At 31.5% G+C, this 18,289-nt stretch carries 23 protein-coding genes and 1 pseudogene; 17 read left to right on the plus strand and 7 right to left on the minus strand.

The genetic code is table 11. The features are described 5' to 3' along the window. Positions 1–37 precede the first annotated feature (37 nt). Together JF53_RS12180 and JF53_RS12185 are read right to left on the minus strand one after the other, a co-directional pair. Complete coding sequence (locus JF53_RS12180; protein WP_047982125.1) at positions 38–649, minus strand: hypothetical protein; 612 nt, start codon at positions 647–649, stop codon at positions 38–40. Positions 650–652: 3 nt separating this feature from the next. Beyond that, positions 653–1,183, minus strand: coding sequence for a sigma-70 family RNA polymerase sigma factor (locus tag JF53_RS12185; protein WP_047982124.1), 531 nt, complete (start codon positions 1,181–1,183; stop codon positions 653–655). A 526-nt stretch (positions 1,184–1,709) separates the two neighbouring features. Between JF53_RS12185 and JF53_RS12190 the strand changes: the two are divergent. The 5 genes and pseudogenes from JF53_RS12190 (at position 1,710) to JF53_RS12210 (ending at position 4,189) form a co-directional block, all read left to right on the plus strand. Next, positions 1,710–2,272 (plus strand): annotated as a pseudogene (locus tag JF53_RS12190) (recombinase family protein). A 39-nt stretch (positions 2,273–2,311) separates the two neighbouring features. Further along, entirely contained in the window at positions 2,312–2,788 is a 477-nt protein-coding gene (locus JF53_RS12195; protein ID WP_053071947.1) for a sigma-70 family RNA polymerase sigma factor, read from the plus strand. 19 nt (positions 2,789–2,807) lie between these two features. After that, positions 2,808–3,047 (plus strand): helix-turn-helix domain-containing protein, encoded by a 240-nt coding sequence (locus JF53_RS12200; RefSeq protein WP_047981741.1) that lies wholly within the window; start codon positions 2,808–2,810, stop codon positions 3,045–3,047. Positions 3,048–3,060: 13 nt separating this feature from the next. Continuing rightward, on the plus strand, positions 3,061–3,732 hold the full coding sequence (locus JF53_RS12205) for a ZIP family metal transporter (protein ID WP_047981740.1): 672 nt from the start codon (positions 3,061–3,063) through the stop codon (positions 3,730–3,732). 112 nt (positions 3,733–3,844) lie between these two features. Then, positions 3,845–4,189, plus strand: coding sequence for a hypothetical protein (locus JF53_RS12210; protein WP_047981739.1), 345 nt, complete (start codon positions 3,845–3,847; stop codon positions 4,187–4,189). A 34-nt stretch (positions 4,190–4,223) separates the two neighbouring features. Here JF53_RS12210 and JF53_RS12215 read toward each other — a convergent pair whose 3' ends face one another. The 4 genes from JF53_RS12215 to JF53_RS12230 all read right to left on the minus strand — a co-directional run bounded on the left by JF53_RS12215 (position 4,224) and on the right by JF53_RS12230 (position 6,749). After that, positions 4,224–4,700, minus strand: coding sequence for a hypothetical protein (locus JF53_RS12215; protein ID WP_047981738.1), 477 nt, complete (start codon positions 4,698–4,700; stop codon positions 4,224–4,226). 95 nt (positions 4,701–4,795) lie between these two features. Continuing rightward, positions 4,796–5,458, minus strand: a complete 663-nt coding sequence (locus JF53_RS12220; protein WP_047981737.1) for a hypothetical protein — start codon at positions 5,456–5,458, stop codon at positions 4,796–4,798. Positions 5,459–5,528: 70 nt separating this feature from the next. After that, positions 5,529–5,951, minus strand: coding sequence for a hypothetical protein (locus JF53_RS12225; RefSeq protein ID WP_047981736.1), 423 nt, complete (start codon positions 5,949–5,951; stop codon positions 5,529–5,531). Between the two features lie 3 nt (positions 5,952–5,954). Further along, on the minus strand, positions 5,955–6,749 hold the full coding sequence (locus JF53_RS12230) for a ParA family protein (protein WP_047981735.1): 795 nt from the start codon (positions 6,747–6,749) through the stop codon (positions 5,955–5,957). A gap of 699 nt (positions 6,750–7,448) precedes the next feature. Between JF53_RS12230 and JF53_RS12235 the strand changes: the two genes are divergently transcribed. The 12 genes from JF53_RS12235 to JF53_RS17525 all read left to right on the plus strand — a co-directional run bounded on the left by JF53_RS12235 (position 7,449) and on the right by JF53_RS17525 (position 17,669). Then, positions 7,449–8,378 (plus strand): DUF6744 family protein, encoded by a 930-nt coding sequence (locus JF53_RS12235; protein WP_047981734.1) that lies wholly within the window; start codon positions 7,449–7,451, stop codon positions 8,376–8,378. Between the two features lie 194 nt (positions 8,379–8,572). Beyond that, positions 8,573–9,187, plus strand: coding sequence for a hypothetical protein (locus tag JF53_RS12240; RefSeq protein ID WP_047981733.1), 615 nt, complete (start codon positions 8,573–8,575; stop codon positions 9,185–9,187). A gap of 63 nt (positions 9,188–9,250) precedes the next feature. Continuing rightward, complete coding sequence (locus JF53_RS12245; RefSeq protein WP_047981732.1) at positions 9,251–10,348, plus strand: AAA family ATPase; 1,098 nt, start codon at positions 9,251–9,253, stop codon at positions 10,346–10,348. Positions 10,349–10,425: 77 nt separating this feature from the next. After that, positions 10,426–11,874 carry a vWA domain-containing protein gene (locus JF53_RS12250; protein WP_047981731.1) on the plus strand — a complete coding sequence of 483 codons (1,449 nt, stop codon included), beginning with the start codon at positions 10,426–10,428 and terminating at the stop codon, positions 11,872–11,874. A 125-nt stretch (positions 11,875–11,999) separates the two neighbouring features. Then, entirely contained in the window at positions 12,000–12,269 is a 270-nt protein-coding gene (locus JF53_RS12255) for an AbrB/MazE/SpoVT family DNA-binding domain-containing protein (protein ID WP_157052512.1), read from the plus strand. Then, positions 12,263–12,601, plus strand: coding sequence for a type II toxin-antitoxin system PemK/MazF family toxin (locus JF53_RS12260; protein WP_047981729.1), 339 nt, complete (start codon positions 12,263–12,265; stop codon positions 12,599–12,601). The genes JF53_RS12255 and JF53_RS12260 overlap by 7 nt, the downstream gene beginning before the upstream one ends. Before the next feature lie 148 nt (positions 12,602–12,749). After that, positions 12,750–12,971, plus strand: a complete 222-nt coding sequence (locus JF53_RS12265) for a helix-turn-helix domain-containing protein (protein ID WP_047981728.1) — start codon at positions 12,750–12,752, stop codon at positions 12,969–12,971. A 4-nt stretch (positions 12,972–12,975) separates the two neighbouring features. Then, the gene (locus JF53_RS12270) at positions 12,976–13,503 is read left to right on the plus strand and encodes a hypothetical protein (RefSeq protein ID WP_047981727.1); all 528 of its coding nucleotides are present in this window, start codon (positions 12,976–12,978) and stop codon (positions 13,501–13,503) included. A 20-nt stretch (positions 13,504–13,523) separates the two neighbouring features. Further along, positions 13,524–15,782, plus strand: a complete 2,259-nt coding sequence (recD2, locus tag JF53_RS12275; RefSeq protein ID WP_053071945.1) for an SF1B family DNA helicase RecD2 — start codon at positions 13,524–13,526, stop codon at positions 15,780–15,782. A gap of 352 nt (positions 15,783–16,134) precedes the next feature. Then, the gene (locus JF53_RS12280) at positions 16,135–17,211 is read left to right on the plus strand and encodes a hypothetical protein (RefSeq protein WP_053071943.1); all 1,077 of its coding nucleotides are present in this window, start codon (positions 16,135–16,137) and stop codon (positions 17,209–17,211) included. Positions 17,212–17,316: 105 nt separating this feature from the next. Next, the gene (locus JF53_RS17520; protein WP_157052513.1) at positions 17,317–17,466 is read left to right on the plus strand and encodes a hypothetical protein; all 150 of its coding nucleotides are present in this window, start codon (positions 17,317–17,319) and stop codon (positions 17,464–17,466) included. Positions 17,467–17,498: 32 nt separating this feature from the next. Then, a complete protein-coding gene (locus JF53_RS17525) occupies positions 17,499–17,669 on the plus strand; it encodes a Rossmann-fold NAD(P)-binding domain-containing protein (protein ID WP_157052514.1) in 171 nt (56 codons plus the stop codon). A gap of 73 nt (positions 17,670–17,742) precedes the next feature. Here JF53_RS17525 and JF53_RS12285 read toward each other — a convergent pair whose 3' ends face one another. Continuing rightward, a complete protein-coding gene (locus tag JF53_RS12285; protein ID WP_053351202.1) occupies positions 17,743–18,261 on the minus strand; it encodes a hypothetical protein in 519 nt (172 codons plus the stop codon). Positions 18,262–18,289 lie beyond the last annotated feature (28 nt).

Raw genomic sequence — 18,289 nt, forward strand, 5'->3', positions numbered from 1 at the left:
AAAAAATAAGTAACCAAAGAGATCATGATCTCTTTGGTTACTTAGCTTCATAAATATTTAAGTACTTTTCTTTAATTTCCTCTCTCTCTTTTTCCCCGTTAATAACAATACTTCCACCAACTGGAATAATGGTCTTTGTATTATTATCTTCACCATTTATAGTAGCGAATAAGTAAGTACTATTTTCTTTAAGAAGTTCATCACCTTCCATTAGAAATAAGTCATTTCCCTCGTATCCGCCAATTTGATTAATAACTTCAGATTCACTTAAATTCCCCTTAATGTTCACTATCTCATTTATCTCATATTTTGTTTCAGGATAGTTATTTTTAATCGTCTCTGCTGTTCTTTTTACAGTCCCGATAAATACATTATCTGCAAATTCAACAACAGCTTTAGGATCATTAATATCAATAACGTAATCAGACTCTATAGTTCTTAAATTTGGATTGCTTGGCGGATTATCGTTATTAAAATATAGCATACTTAAAAATATTAGAAAAACTGGAATCGCTATTGCAAATACAGGATAGATATTTCTTTTTTTACGAGGCATTTCTGATTTCGCAAGATTTATCCCTATTTCTCTTTTACGTTTTATGTCTTCGGGAATGGTGATTTTATCTAATTCTTGTTTAACCTTATTCATTCTTTATCCCTCCATTATATCATTTCGTAATTTCTTTAAAGCTCTATATAATGTAGTTTTGACAGTTCCTAGAGGCATTTCTAATATCTCCGATACTTGCTTTATTGTTAAGTCATTATAGAATCTTAAAATAATCACTGTTTTTTCAATAGGTTCTAACTGATGGATTAGATCGTCTAAAGTAATTTTCCGAACTATGTTGTCAGTAAAATCTTCTGTGTCCTCGCTTACCAGAGCCATATTTTCTATATCAATATCTTTATCAATTATCTGATTTTTTTTCTGAGCACGAATAAAATCTAGTGAACAATTTATCGCAATTTTTATTAACCAAGTTTTTAAATACTGATTTTCCTTTAGATTTTTAATTGACTTAAATGAACGATATGCGGTTTCTTGAAGTACATCTAAAGCAGCATCTTGATTGCCAACATACACATATGCAACTTTATATAAATCCGATTCATATTTTTCGAATATTTTAGTAAATGCTTTTTCATCACTATTCTGTGCTTTTTTAATAAGAGCCTTCAAAAATTACACCTCCTTGAATTATTACCTTCTATATATTAGACGGTAATATTAGTATTTTAGCTTTATTTTTTATGAAATAGAAAAATTTCACTATCTATTTATAATTATTAAGTACCCTTATTCAAAGGGTTTTTGATGATATTAAAAATACAACTTTTAATTCAGTATGTAACTAATGGCTTATTTTATTATTGTTTACAGCGATCCAATTGTATTTGCTGTTAAATAAGGACTAAAGGGAGTATTTTAATCAATCTTTTTTCTAAAGTACAACTCAATATTTTAGTGGAACTAACCCGTCGCTAATTCAAAGCAGATACTTATAAAATATGGTAATACCCTAACTGAATATTATTTAATCATTGTCACAAAAATGGTCGTTTTTGTGACAAGAACAATTGTGCAATATTAGAGATCAGAAAATAGCAATCTAGTTGTAACAAAAATGTGTAACAAAATCAATCTGTAACTTTATTAATCAAATTGCGTTTTTGATACAATGAAATAAAAAAGGATGTGAAATTAGATGAAGTTTGGATACATGAGAGTGTCCACTATGGATCAAAACTTAGATCGTCAGGAACAAGAATTAAAAGACTTCGGCTGCGAGCAAATATTTTATGAAAAAATCACTGGCGTTAAACGGAACCGGCCAGAACTAAACCGAATGTTAGAATTTCTTCGTACAGGAGATACCGTAGTAGTTACAGATCTTACCCGACTTTCTCGTTCAACAAAAGACTTGATTGAGATTGCAGAATTGATTTCTAACAAAGGAGCGAATTTGAAAAGTTTAAAAGAATCTTGGCTCGATACAACAACAGCGCATGGGAAAATGCTATTTACTGTCTTTGCAGGAATTGCTCAATTTGAGCGAGACCTAACCTCCGAACGGACAAAGGAAGGTATTATGGCAGCAAAAAAATTATGGCAGCAAAAAAACGTGGTAAATTTCCGGGAAGACCTCCAATAGATAAAGAAAAATTAAATTACGCATTTTATCTTGTTGAACAAGGGATAACACTTACAGAAGCTGCAGAAAAAGCTGGTGTCTCTAGAATGACACTATATCGAAAAATGAAAAAATAAAAATTTCATAGCCCATAAAGAAGGGAGCGTCGGGAAAATGTGCTTAGCGTTGTAAATCCGCATTTTCCTGACACTACCCCTATTAATAATCCAAGTAAACAAAACAGAGAATTATTAGACATAAGATTCCAAGAGTTTTATAGAAAGGCACGAATTGTAAAATATATTAGTAATCTAATTTACTTCTATTCTATTGACTATGATAAAAGGATTAGAAAGAATCATAATCGCTTTCTTTTAGTTCTGGATACTCCTAAATCTCAAATATTAGACTCAATACCTGATAAACCTTCGAGATTCTTCAAAAATATAGAACATCTACAAGACCACATTGAAAATCCAAAGCTGTATTCAGCTATAAATAAACTAAACAAAAAACAGAAATCCATCTTAGAATTAATTTATATCCAAGACCTTAACAATAAACAAGTTGCTGAATTGTTTAAAGAAACGCCACAAAACATATCAAAAATCCATCGAAGAACTTTAGAAAAACTAAAATCTGAGATTGTTTAACAAAGACAGGAGGGTAACGATGTGTTGTGATGAGAAAAAAAATACACCTGATATTAATAAATTTGAGGACCTAGAGAAGGTATTGAAGGAATTCGATAAGAAAATAAAGAAGAGTATTCACAACACGAATCCACAAGAAAGAGATGATTTAGAACAAGAAATTAAAATGAAAATAATGGAAAAGGTAAGTAATTTTATAGACGAAGCTCACACCCCTGGATTTTGGAAATTTATCAGTGAGTTTGAAAAAAATATTTAAAGGAGTAAAACAAATGTTCATACTAATAGGCGTGTATTTATCATTTTCAATCTTGGCATATGTTGTAGGGGGAATAATATTCTATAAAAATAATAGTTGGAATACTAGTTCAACTATTCCCTTTATTAGTGGAATTATGATTACCTTAGCAATAACACATTTAATTCCTGAAGCTATCCACTTAAATTCTATTAGTCCATATTTTATTTTATTTGGTTTCTTGATTACCTACTATATTGTTACTAGAAAGCATTTCAATAAATCGAAAAAAACAAATGAAAAATTAATAATGTGTGGAATATTATTTCACTCATTTATAGAAAGTCTAATTTTAATTAGTTCATTTCATATTGATTCATACACTGGTGTCGTACTTCTGATAGGGATTTTCATTCACAAAATTACTGACGGGTTTATACTTGTTTTACTTTCAAAACATTTATTTCTACCTTTTGTCTGCTTGTTCTTATCCACTTTTTTGGGTGCATCTATAGGTATAATATTCATAGGGGATATTATTTCATTACCAAGTTTCTCCTTCATATATGCTCTATTTGCCGGAGGCTTTTTTTACTTAGCTATAAATTCACTCATAATGAACAACCTAAATAATTCTTATACCTTAAAACACCTTGCATTCGGAATATCCCTGACACTACTTTTCAGCGCACCTTTTATTCATTAATCAAAAGAAATATTATATGTAAATGGTACATCAAAAATCCTTCCTAATTTAGGCTAGGTTAAACTTTTCCTTTGTGCCTAATTATAAATATATTGAGAGAAGCTGAACAAAAATGAATGATGTCGAACGATACATTACCTATCCTATGGCTATACAGGTTTTCAAGCAAGATCTTCAGGAATTAAAAAAGTTTAGTCTTGGAAACCTTTATCTTGATTTGGTTGAATCAATCATTAAGCGAATGGAACAGGATTTTTACAAGTTAAAATCAGAACTCTATTCCAAAAATCACATTGATGTTAGACGCTTAAATAGTAAGAAATATACTATAAATGGTAAGGTAATCGAATATACTTCTGATGAACTAAAAGAAATGACTAAGCAACTTATGAATGAGTATCTTACAGGAAATAAAGCCGAAACATTTATTCCTACAAATCGCCCCTGGACTAACTAAAATCCCCTACCTGTTTTAGCAGCTGGGAGGATTTCTATATATTTATACTGAGATTTTTAGAAGAAAACCTGATTTCCAATGCCTGGTAGAAAACTTTTATCATCTCACTGTCCCAAGTCCCAAAGGCTTCTGTAAGATTAAATTCGTCATTGCTGGAATTAAATAAGTTTGCCCCAAACTCTACCATAATCTTATAGCCGTGAGATAAATCATTATAACGCTCGCTGTTTACCTCTTTTCCTTCTGAATCTTTTTCAACCTCGAAGTCAACAAGATAATATTTCTCATTGGTATCATCGTCATATTCTTCGCGTGATGTATTTACATAGTTTGTAGTCCATAAAAAAGGAAATTCATGTAGCATAGGGTCATCATTACAACGTCTATAAATCTCGGGTAGTGATTGGATATAACACATAGCTTTATACTCTACATCTTTATTAGCATGAGGAAATACCATTGCTATTAAATGTTTAAAATTGGTTTCATGTTGCTTACTATGAAAATGCATAGATACACCCCCTTTTATATAAAAACATCTATTTATATTATAGACTATTAACTTTGTTAATGTACTAGATTGTTAATTAAATTTGAAACTAATTCCTATTGTGAGATTTCTAATCTATATTCCCTAAGAAAATAAGCTATCCATTCAAGGGAATCATACCTAGAATTCACAATCCTAAATACAAATGTTTTAATTAAATCAATAGCACCTTTAATAAAAAATGTAAGTAATAACGCAGCCAATAAAAATACAATACCAATATGAAGTATTGGAAGATCCTCCTCGAAAGCCTTGCTTATAAGAGTTTGCCAGATTGCCAACGACAATGTACCTGCTATTACAAGATTGGCAAAGTAATTTTTGGTTTTTTTACTTAACTCTCCATCAATCATTTCTATTATAAGGTCTATTGAATTAATATTAACGTGCTCTTTTAAAACCGGTTTGTATCTTTCGTAAATATTATCGATCTCCTTCTCATTTAGAATTAATTTCCTTCTTAATTTATCATTAATTAATAAAGCTGATAATGGGCCGAAAGCAAAAATAAGAGGGTATGGTATAGGTGAAACCTTTAAAAAATTTGTATGGAAAATATAATCAATAACGGTCAAAATCAGAATGGATATTATTGGAATGAAAGCTAATGCTATTGAACAAAACAACATCCAAAATTTATATTTCTTATAATTAGTATGTTCTTTTTCATATGTATTAATTACTTCAATGTACTTCTTCTCTAATTCTTGTAATTTCATTTCTTCCTCCAGCCATTAATTTATTATTTATTGTAAAACAGCATGCTTTTCAACATGCTGTTTATTATACCTATCTATTCATTTCTTCCTCTATTTCATTAAGTGCACTTTCAATAGCATAATTGATAAACTCAGTCTTAAATCCATGCTTACCTTTTGCTAATTTATCAAAACGTGCTAATAATTCATTTCTAACCAAAAATGTACTTCTGGTATGGGTATCTTCTATCTTTTGTTTCTTAAATGATAAAATTTGATGTTTTTTCTCTGACTTTTCGTTTTCTTCATTTGGAACTGATTTTGTTATTTCTTCTCTTTCCTCAGTTGCTGCCGACTTTCCCTCTTTTTCAACAACTTCTTTTGGTTCAGTCCCTTTTTCTTCCCTATTATTTGTACTGTCTGTTGCCATACCGAATAGTGCTTGACTTGGACTTACAGTATTCAATTTTTTAGACTTTTCTTCCATTAATTCTTTGGTTGATTTTTTCGCCATGCCTTACTCCCCTATTCTTTTTAATAATTCTTTATATACTTCCCTGTACTGTGATAAAGCGTCAGATAGTTCATCATTATCCTCAAAACCAAAGAATGGCAATCTACCAGTGGAAGCCTTTCTAGTAATTACTGTTTCAAAGACTAATTCAGGATAATCTTCAGCAATTTTCTCATTGAAGAATTTTGCGTCAGACCTTCTTTTGTCATTTAGAGTTCTTAACATACCTATTGGCTCAACTTTATTCGGACTAATTTGTTGAGATATTTCAACTGATTCCATGAAATTCGGGATTGCAGAGTAACAAAACTTTGAAGCTTCAAACAACACTACTACATAGTCACTTGCATAAAGTGAATTTGTAGTTTGTTCTGATAAAGATGGTGGTGTATCAATCAGAATGTAATCATAATCGTTACGAATTTCATCTATCATTAAATTAAGCTGTTCAAACACTTTTCCTTCATATTTAACTAATTCATTATTCGGTAGTGTTTTTGTATAGATCCACTTGGCAAATAAGGCTAAATAATTATTCGAAGGTAGAACATATAAATTTTCGTTTACCTTATATGTATATTCTTTAGGCTGTTTATAAACGATTGCCTCGAAAACTGATTTTCCTATAAAATTATTTGCTGGTTGATCCGTTAATAATTCTGTGACGTTACCTTGACTATCCATATCTATTACAAGCGTTTTGTATCCGTCCTGCGATAACAAATATGCCAATGCGCCAGCTGAAGTACTCTTTGATACCCCACCCTTTTGCAATCCAAACGTTACTACTTTTGCCACTTGGTATTCTCCTCTCAAAATAAAAAATCGTTTAGTTTAGTATTCTATTCCATTTAACCATACATTTATTGATTCATAAACTATTCTTGATAATTATATTTAATTTAATGTTTTTTTGTTTAAGCAACAGTTTACATTTCATTTTAAATTTAAACAACATTTTACGTAACAGTAAATGCATACAATTCCCATTACAAAAATTGTTAATTAACCAGTTCATTATTATTAATTTTATACATTTATGAAAAATAATAATAATCATGTTAATTTTAAATTTAATTTTGCGTTTAATGTTCCTATTAATAAAATGTATATATTTACCTTTAACAAAACACAAAAATATACGTTTAAATAAATGTAAACATTTACGTTTACATTTATTAGTGAGATTATTTTATTCTTGTTATTCTATTGAAATGATTAACGGAATTATGTTATTATCAATATGTATTAATTAGTTTTTTTCTCACTTTTCAAGTGGTTGGAGTAATCCTTCCTTAGTAGGAACTAGGATAAGTCCAACATAAAATTTTCACTTTCGCATTTGATGTAGAAAGTCGTAACGTCTGTTACACAAAATAAAAAACGTATATATTATACGTTCATATAGCGATATTTAAAAACCAATCTTATCTTTTTTTATAAAAGGAGGTTGGTTTTTTTATATATAAAAACACTTTTAGAAAGGGGAATTTTGTAATGAACATTACAGAAGGACTGAAAACAAATGAGATTGTTGGCGTAAACGACAATCAGGAAGGAACAATCGGAAATCTATTTTGGTACTCGATTGGCAATCATCTAATTACCAGAGAGGAATTAGAGCAAAAATTTAACCAGTCAAGTATTGATCACGCTTGGTTGCCGAATCCAATTCGACTATCTGACGCTTTCAGAAGGGCTACTAGAGAAATTCAGCAAAAGAAAGTACCTTCATCAGATCCTAAAAAGTTTTTAAATTTCCTAACAAGAGAAGTATACTCTGATACGGAGATGATACAGCGTAATGTTGTAATAGAAACTGTGGATCAATCAGGTAAACGATTGGAGTATAACTCAAATGCAGCTGTCATTAAGTTAGATAAAAATGATGGTTCAATTAAAGTTGAAGTACAAGAGGGTCAAGAACAGGCTGAACAATTGGCAAGAGAAGCTGAGGAAAGATTTGAGAAGTATTCAACGTACTATGCTTCGCAGAATCTTAGAATCATGATTGCTAAGATATTGGGTTCATTAGCACCAACTCAAGTAAGACCTAATGGTGGTGTGTATTTCATTCCTAGTACTTATGAAAATGAATTAGGTAAATTAAATGATCTCGTTAATTTACTAAATAATTCAGAGGCGTACTCAATTCCATTGTTCGATACGAAAGATAATAGAGGCATGGTAAATAAAAAGCTACATGATGATATGCTATCGGTGATGAAACATTGTGATTCGGTACTAAATAAAGAAGGAATTCCCCTATCACAAGTTAAAGAAGCTATTGCGGAAGCGAAGCGTATTGCTGATACATTTAAAACATATCAAAGTGTGGTTAATCTTGATGTTGAGGTTTTAAGTAAAAATCTTAATTCAATTAGAAGTAAGTCTATGTTGCTGATTCAAAAAACAGATAAATACTAGGAAAGATTGCTAATTCTATTAGCAAGATTAAAAATCAAAGGTGAAAAAAGGTTAAGGTTAAAATCAAATGAATGATGAAGTTCGTGTATCTTCATGTATGAATACAGAAAGAAACTACTTTTTAAAAGTGGTTTCTTTTTTCTGTTTCATACTGGGATAAAGTTCTTCCAGATAAATTGAGAGGGAGATTGGAAATGTTGTTAATTTTAAATAAAGTTTCAGAAGCTATCGAGAACATAAAAGAGAAGTTAATTGACAAAAAGGCATACAAAATAGCTTCAGATCCTATAAAAAGAGAAACATTTAAAACAAATTATCAAGTAGAATTTGATGATTTCATTAAAGAATGGATCGTTGTGGCTAGTTACTGTGTCAATTGTGATATTCAGATCATTGAGTTAGTTGCTGATAATGAAATAGACGCCTATTTTATAGCTATTAAGAACACAATCAATGGGCGAAAACCATCTTTAAATGAAAAATGCAGCAATTGTATTTCAGAAATAAATTCACTTAAAAAAGAACTACTTGATAAAGACAACAAGATAAAAGCTTATCAATTAGCTCTTGTTCCTTCTGAACGAGAAAAGGTTGAGAAAAATTTTGATGTCTTTTTTGATAAAGATGATAAAAGATGGAAGGTCGTTACTGGCTATTGTCAGATGGGTGGCTGCGAAAATAAATTTTACGTGGCAGAAAGCGAAATAGATGCTTATCGTGAAGCATTTGAACGCACATTAAAAAACCAAAGACCTGTTTCTGATTCAGCATGTAGCGAATGTTACAATTCGTTCTACGCTGATTATTAAAATTTCGAGATAACTTAAAACCATAATAGAAAAATATAAAAACCAAAAGGGAGAACTTATATAATGAACAAAATCCAGGAAATTAAAAATGCACTAACTAATAAATACTTTGAAAGAGAAGGCGAAATTGAAGCGTTGCTGACAGCAATAGTCGCTCGTCAACATGTGCTTCTTATCGGTTCTGCCGGAACTGGTAAGTCGGCGCTTTCAGCCGAATTACAAAACATCATTACTGGTAGTAACTATTTCCAATGGTTACTTACTCGTTTCTCTACACCAGAAGAATTATTTGGTGTACTCAACTTGAAAGACCTAGAACAAGGAGTATATAAACGTAATACTTCAGGTAAACTGCCCGAGTCACATTTCGCTTTTTTAGATGAAATCTTCAAGGCTAATTCAGCGATTTTAAACAGTTTACTTACGTTGATAAACGAAAGGCTATTCTATAACAATGGAACGCCTTCTAAATCACCATTAATGTCAATCATAGGCTCAAGTAACGAGTATCCAGAAGAAGGAGAAGGATTAGAGGCTTTATTTGACCGTTTTTTACTTCGTTTTGAAGTTAATTACATCAAAGACGAAAACAACTTTATTGATATGCTAAAAGGTAACGGTCAAGAAATCGAAACGCCTTCTATCACATTAGATGAATTAGCACAAGCTCAATTCGTTTCTGATACGATTAATATTCCAGACGAAGTATATTTTACATTGGCTGAAATTAGAAGGTATTTACAGAATGAGGGTGTTAGACCTTCAGACCGTAGATTTAAGCAAAGCCTATCCTTGTTAAGAGCAAAAGCCTATATTGAAGGTAGACAAGAAGTAGTCATTAACGACATAATGCTGCTGAAAAACGCATTGTGGGAAACTGTGGATCAAAAGGATATTACAGTTCAAATAGTGACTGAAAATGCACAAGATAAAGTGACCTTGCAACTTCAACAATGGGAAAAAGAAGTAAATGAGTTGTCAGGAATTGCAAAAGAAACTGATGACACTGATACAAAAATTGAAACTAGAAAGAAACTTATATCCATTAAAGAAGGTATAGGAAACATTCAAAATCAAACCAGCAATCCACTTGTTGGTGCTTTATTGTCAAAAATTGATGGTACAGATAAGTATATTCAAGAAACTGTGCTAGGTTTCTAAATTTATCTAATTAGTAAGTGACAGTCATCTATTCGGCTGTCACTTTTTTAAAATCCAAAGCAGAGAGGGTAATGACAATGTTTTTAAAGAAACATGAACAAATATATAAAAATAATACAATTAATGCAGATGGTTTTGATAAAAGAAGGTTCAATGAACTACTTAAAATTTCAAAAGGATTGCAAGAACTGAAAGGGAATGGTGAACAGATTTTCCCTGCATACTCCCAATTAATGGGGGATATTTGGAGTTCCTTGTATAAAACGAAACCACATCTATTATCTGAGGACGAGATTTCTAAGGAATTACTTCCAAACCACACTTACATGCAACAAGTAATGGAAGATGAAGCATTTGAAAGTAATCGTGACGTCACTAAATTAGATAATTTATCATCAGCATTATCAACTGTTTCCTTCAGCAACAAGGTATTAGAATGGATTCAGCAAGCTAGAGACCAAAACGAGGAATTCGATAATGCAGTAAATGAGGCTTTAAAAGAACTTTCTAAAAAACAAGAGAAAGAAAAGAACGGGAAACAGCCAACTAAAAAGCAGCAGGAGTTATTAGAACAAAAAATGAATGGACTGGCTGAACAATTGAACAATCAATTAAATAATGCTTCAAATCAGTTTGGAGAAATGATGAAAGAGGCAGTAAAGGAAGCTAAAAGTGATAAGGATAACATGAAGCAACTTATCGGTGGTATCTCAGCTGGTGATGGCGAATCCGAAATGGAAAAAATACCACTTCGAGATAAGTTTGCTCTTGCAGAAGCCTTACAAAAAACTAAGAAAATGAAAGGAATTTCAGATTGGGCTGGAAGGTTCAAACAAATAGCACGTACTAAACAGAAATCACTTCATAAAGAAGCGTTTGAAAGAAACGGAATTGCATTAGGTAATGAGATTGAAAGGCTATTACCTAGCGAATTAGTAAATTTGGCTATTCCACAAGCGAAAATGGACTTTATGAGAAAGTTTTCTGAAGGTCAGGCTATGCAGTATGACAAAAAAGGGAAAGAAGCATTAGGTAAAGGTCCGATTATTCTTTGTTTAGATGAATCACAATCAATGAGGGATTTGGAAGAACAAAGCAAAGGCTTTGCCCTAGCTCTTATGTCAATTGCAAAAAAACAGAAACGCGATTTTGCGTTAATTAGTTTTTCAAATAGTGCTTATGTTAAGGAATTCCCGAAAGGAAAGAGTAAAATTAACGACTTAATAGTACTTGCTGAAAATTTTTTAGGTGGTGGAACGAATTTCTACGATCCATTAAAGAAGTCGCTAAAACTAATAAATAAAAGTCGTTTTAAAAATGCTGATATTGTTTTTGTTACAGATGGAGAAGCAAATCTTGGTGATGATTTTATTGTTAAATTCAATCAAGACAAGAAACAAAATGATTTTCAATGTTTATCTGTAATAATTGGTAAAGGTGTTCGAGAGGATACGGTAAGTCGTTTTTCTGATAAAATCGTTAAAGCAAAAGATTTTACAGAAGCAAATGAAGTCTTTGAAATTTAAAAAGGATAAAGCTATGTTTTATTTTATTGAGCATAGCTTTCTTAACCTTATTAACCTTTTAGTATCAAATTCCACTTCGGTGTATATACTAGGTATATACTTTTGATGCAAAGGGTGATAAAATAATGGTAAATAGAAACGAAGGAGAGATATTTGTGACGACAAAAGTTCAAAAGTGGGGAAACAGTTTAGCTGTTAGAATTCCAAAAGTCGTAACTGATAACACAAAAATCGTTGAAGGATCTGACATAAATATTACGGTAGAAAATCAAACTATTAAAATTACTCCTGTTAAGAAAAAGCCAACATTGGAAGAACTAATGGCACAAATAACCCCCGAAAACCAGCATGATGTAGTAGATTGGGGTAAACCTGTTGGGAGAGAACTATGGTAGCGCAAGTACCCGATAAAGGGGACTTAGTATTTTTGAACTTTTCCCCCCAATCAGGTCATGAACAAGCTGGATATAGACCAGCGATTGTTCTATCACCAAAATTATTTAACAGAGGAGCATTTCTTTTTGCTTGTCCTATCACAAGCCAAGAAAAAGGTTATCCCTTTGAAGTAAAGGTACCAGATGGGTATAAAGTAAATGGTGTTATTTTAACAGACCAATTGAGAAGTTTAGATTGGAAATCGAGAAATTTAAAAATAGTTGATAAGGCTTCAGACACTACTATTCAAGAATGTTTGGAGTTAATTTCTACCTTCATAAATTTTGATTAATTATAAGGACTATGCCTATTGGTATAGTCCTTTTTATATTCCAAAAACTTGCATGGACGAAAGTGTGTGTTATAATAAAATTAACGGAATACAGTTATTTTTTTGATTGTATTAACGGAATACAGTTACAAAGGAGTGATAACTAAGCATGTATGAAGGGGAATTAAAAATCAACATTGAGTATCTAAAGGCATATAAGAAAAAGCACAGTCTGACAAACAGAGCTTTGGCAGAAAAAGTTGGTGTTCATGAAAGCAGCGTTAGTAGAGTGCTAAGAAATAAAAACGGAATTGGTTTTAAATTCATATCAGGTGTAGTGGAAAATGTAGAGGACTTAGATCTAAACAAGCTATTAAAAGTAAGGGGGTAATGTCATGTCTTTCTTCATTGTTCAAGTTCAGAGCAATCATGAAATAACCGTACAAAAGACACTTGCATATATATTCAGTAGAAAAAAAGAAATTGTTGTCCGTTCCATTTATGCCTTAGATACACATACTGCTTTAAGTAATTCTTCTCAAAGTATTAATGAAAGTAATGAAGATGTACGATTTTATCTATATCAGCAAAGGCTTAGAGAACAACTAAATACTATGAGGTACGCTTACGCAAAGATAGACAAGGAATTACAACCAGCTTTAAAACAGGAATATAGAGATAAAATAAGCAATCTTACTAAAGAAGTCAGATCCAACCAGTCCTTGCTGCCTAAAAATAAAACGGTCATATCTGGTTACATCATTATTGAATTAGATGGGAACTTTAATCAGTTACCAAACTCAATTTATTATGATATTAAATCCGTTCCAAAAGTAATAGGTGTTCCTAGTCCATACAACGTACCATTAGAAGAAATGGAAGCTTTCTTTAAATCAATTAGGGACTATTACATTGCAACTTAAATTAGAGAGGGGAGATACAATTGAATGTACAATTAGAGCAAGAAGAATTAGTCGCTGTTAAAGGAGTAATAACGAATATCATTTTTCATAAAGAAGATTATATGATCGCTACACTTCAGGCTGATGATAATGAAATTACTTTTAAAGGTACAATCTTTGGTTTGGAAAAAGACGAAGAAGTCACATTAAAGGGGAATTGGGTCGAACATCATCAATACGGTAAGCAGCTTGAGGTAAAAAAATGGGAAAGACCAATACCACAAACAAAGGAAAAGGCATTAGCTTATTTATCATCTAAATTTGTTAAAGGTTGTGGCAAGGTACAAGCCAAGAAAATTGTTGAAAAATTAGGTGATAACGCTGTTCAAACCATTATGAGAGAGCAAGAGAAATGTCTAAAGGGGATTAAAGGGATAGGGGAGAAAAAAGCTATAAGCATAGCTAAAAGCGTTAAAGAAACCTATGAACTTCAAAATATCATTTCTGAGTTAACCGTGATAGGGGTTTCGCCTGATTTAACAATTAAACTCTATCAGGAATATGGTTCAAATACCGTTTCTATTTTAAAAAATAATCCCTATAAACTAACAGAAATGAAAATGATTTCTTTTCCAAAAGTAGATGAAATTGCACAAAGAATTGGTATTTCACCACTTTCAGGTTTTAGGATCGAGGCGTGTATCAATTACGTACTAACCGAAATGTGTTTCAAATTCGGTCATTGCTTTATTCCTGAAACTGATTTAATCCAACAAACAATTACAATGCTTAACCATAATGCAACAGAAATCGCTGATACTCAATCCGTTTTGCAATCTATATATACTTTAGAAGATAATACAATCATCATTGAGGAAGGAAAAGTTTACCCTAAAAATTTTTATATCTATGAAAACAAGATTGCAGAGAGAGTAAATATTTTGCTGAAATATAAAACAAATCATGCTATTAACGAACAGAGACTTGACGAATTAATTAAAACCTACCAACTTCAAAATAATATGATCTTAGCAAAAGACCAGATTAGGGCTATTAAAGAAGCATTCAAAAGTAATGTCGTGGTTCTAACAGGGAATCCTGGAACTGGTAAAACAACCGTTGTTAAAGCAATAATATTTGTTTATCGAAAACTATTTCCGAATGATTTAATATCGTTATCAGCCCCTACCGGCAGAGCTAGTCGAAAACTTCAAGAAACAACGAACCATGAAGCTCTAACTAATCATAGATTACTAGGTTATAGTAAAGATGGATTTGAATATAATCACGAAAACCAGCTATCACACAACTTTTTTATTGTAGATGAAATGAGTATGGTGGATCTTCACATGACCTATTCTTTGCTACAAGCAATTAGTAAAGGGTCACGAGTATTGTTCATAGGAGATGTAGACCAATTACCAAGCGTCAATGCGGGGAATGTATTAAAAGATTTACTTGATTCTGGAGTTCCTAATGTTAGGTTAAAAGAGATTTTTAGACAAGCTAAGGAAAGCCAGATTATCACAAACGCACATAGAGTAAATAAAGGTAATAGCATTATTATTGATGATTCTAAAGATGACATGTACTTTATCAATCAACAAAATAACAGTAATATTGCCGATATGACAATTAAAAGCGCTTTACGCTTTATCGAATTAGGATATTCACTTTCCGATATTTTAGTTCTCTCGCCTATGAGAAAAGGAATAATAGGCACGATTGAATTAAATAAGAGATTACAAGAAGTTCTAAACCCTTTTAGCTTTAATAAATCCGAGATTAGATACGGTGAAAAGGTATTTCGGGAAGGCGATAAAGTTATGCAGTTGATTAATAGAGTAAATAAAGGGGTATTTAATGGTGACATTGGCATAATAACGTATATCGGAAAAACAACTACACTAGACGAAAACGAAGAAAAAATTGAAGTTGATATTATCCAATGTGATTATCAAGGTGTTACTGTCACCTATAAAAAAGATGAATGGAAAGAAATTGAATTGGGCTATTCGATTACCATTCATAAGTCACAAGGCGGACAAGCACCGATAGTAATTATACCAATGTCCACAGCACATTATATCATGTTAGCACGAAATTTAGTATATACGGGTATGACAAGAGCAGAAAGCGTGTTAGTATTCATAGGGCAATCAAAAGCCTTGAATATCGCTATTTCAAATAACAAAATTACTGATAGAAATACTACTCTAGCGCCAAAAATCAACAATAGAATAAAAAATATAACTGAATTCCGAATTAGTCTACCACAAACGACAAGTTCTGTGGTATAATCTTAAATAACTAATTTAGCACTTTTTAACAAACAACTTTATATATAAAAAAGGAAAAGAGCCTATCGGCTTTACCAATAGGCTCAAAATTTCAGTTCTGCATTCTTTGATAATAGTTTGGCGACTGGTTCAAAGAACACAAGAAAAATTATTAATATTAATAGTTATATGTATAATATCATAGTTTCATACCAAATGGAAACTATTTTATTAAAATTTATATAAAAATATCGTTTGTTGCATTAGCAGCACTCATATAACTAAACCTCTTTTATTTTTCTTGTGTTTGACCAGATTACTATTTTCAAAGAGTAAGAAGGTGAATTCGTGAAAAATTCTGGAGGTTTTTATTATGTCTGAAAACAAGGGTTCGCAAACGAACTTTAAAAGTGGTTCAATACCGAGAGAAGAATTAGAACTACCCACATTGCACTTCGTTGTGATGGATCAATGGATAAATGTTATAGGCGATAAGGCGTTATTAGCTTGGCTTAAAATGTATTCTTGGTGCAAACGGGACGACAAAGATTCAGAGGTTAACCAATGGGAACAAGCTAGAGTGCCTAGAAGTTTAATGAAGGTGATAAAGGACTTAGGAGTTGGAAAAGACACCTTCTATAACAAAATTTTAAAACCTTTATGGAACGTTGGATTAATTGATATTGAAGAATTCGGGGATTCTAACATAAAAGGTACTAAACCTATTAATATCATTGTTTACAAATATCCTCAAAACAATTATAGCTTATCAGTTAAACCTTTAGTACAAGTTAGAGATTATGATAAAGACTATTCATCAACCTCTAAAACATTTGCCAAAAAGGGTGGTAGACCAAAGAAAACCAACGCTGATTCCGTTCAAAATATAGGGGGTTCTGAAATAGAACCCCCTGTGGTTCCAGATGAGAACGGGGGTGGGTTCTCAAATAGAACGGGGGGGCGTTCTGAAATAGAACCCAATAATTCCTTTAATTCTATTAATAACTCTCTTAATTCTTTTAGTAATAATCTTAATCCTAATCTTAAAGAACAAGAAGTCGATACATACAACGTGTTATGGGATTTGAACATACCAAAAGAGTTAAAGGTTAAGATTAAGACAATGTTAATAAATAATGAAATTAACCTTACTTTAGAAAAAATCTTTGAAATAGAGGAAGCATACCAATATCAAATTCAAAAATCTAACGTTATACCAGATTGTGACACAATTGAGGAAACTGCATTAAATGATTTTCAATTTACACAAACGGTAATTGCTATGTTTAAAAAAGTAAAAGATATTGCTAGTGTAAGGGCATTAATAGATTCCTGGATCAAATCAGGTATTGCATATAAACAAAATATGATTAATGGGGAAACTTATTTTCCAATAGATAGTGAGAGTTATCTTATAGCAAGTGAAATGAAAGAAGTTTTAGGTTTATAGAAGGAATGGGCTGATTGCTTTTCCGTTCTTTGACATACTTTTCTATCAGACAATTAACGAAGGATTAAATTTAGAGAAAAAATGTGAAGTAAGGAGTTGAGGATTTTGGGAAAAGCAAAGGGATTTATTTTATTTATGAGTTTAATGGCTGTTGTTTTTATCTCTTTAGGCTTTTATTTTGACCATCAACAAGATACAAACAAAAAGCATTTCATTAAAGAAATGAACGAAATACAAACGGAATATGAGAAGTAGAGACAAAATGCGCAATAAGAAGGGAGAATAAAATGGTATCTGATAAAAGGGTATTAGAACTAACAAAAAACAATTTAAAGGTTTCTGCTGATAATGGTACATCACATGTTGGCTATACAGAAGAACAACAAAAAGCAATTCGTGAATTTGCAAAAACTTTACTAGAGGACATTGAATCTTATGAAAATGGTTATGAGGATTAATGCACATTTCGGAAATATTATTCAAATTTGGTCATAATCAAAAAAAGAGAAGCCATTTTAGGTTTCTCTTTTTCTAAATACCGTTAAACCAAAGACCCGTTGCTGATACGAAAGGTTCGTGGGCTTTTCCTGATTCAATGCGGAAGGACCATTTTGAAGTATCAAACTCACGAATAGCAATTTGAATTAATTCAATGTCATCTTTGGTAGGCAAGTATTGTTCAGCGTTTTCTAATTGAACACCAGATTTCGATAAAAATTCTTTAATGGAATTGATTTCTTTTTCAACAGGAACTGCAAACGACAATTCTCCATTGGTTATTTGAATAAAATCATTTTGAATATCAACATGAAAGTTCTTTTGAAATAAATTAGTGATGCATTTCATCATTCGAGGCGTGATCTCTAATGATTCTCCACAAAAGGGACAATGATAATGATTAGTGAACAGTTCCGTTAATTCATCTTCTTTAAATTCGGTGCGAGTTGAGAAGGGTAATTGCAAATCACCGTTTGTATTATATGAATATCCCTTAGTTGTTTTTAACTGTTCTTCACAATGGCGGCAGCCTAAAATTAATCTAGTAAACAAATAAATCACCACATTTCTAATTGTATAT

Source organism: Ornithinibacillus contaminans (assembly GCF_001038425.2).
Classification (GTDB): domain Bacteria; phylum Bacillota; class Bacilli; order Bacillales; family Amphibacillaceae; genus Ornithinibacillus; species Ornithinibacillus contaminans.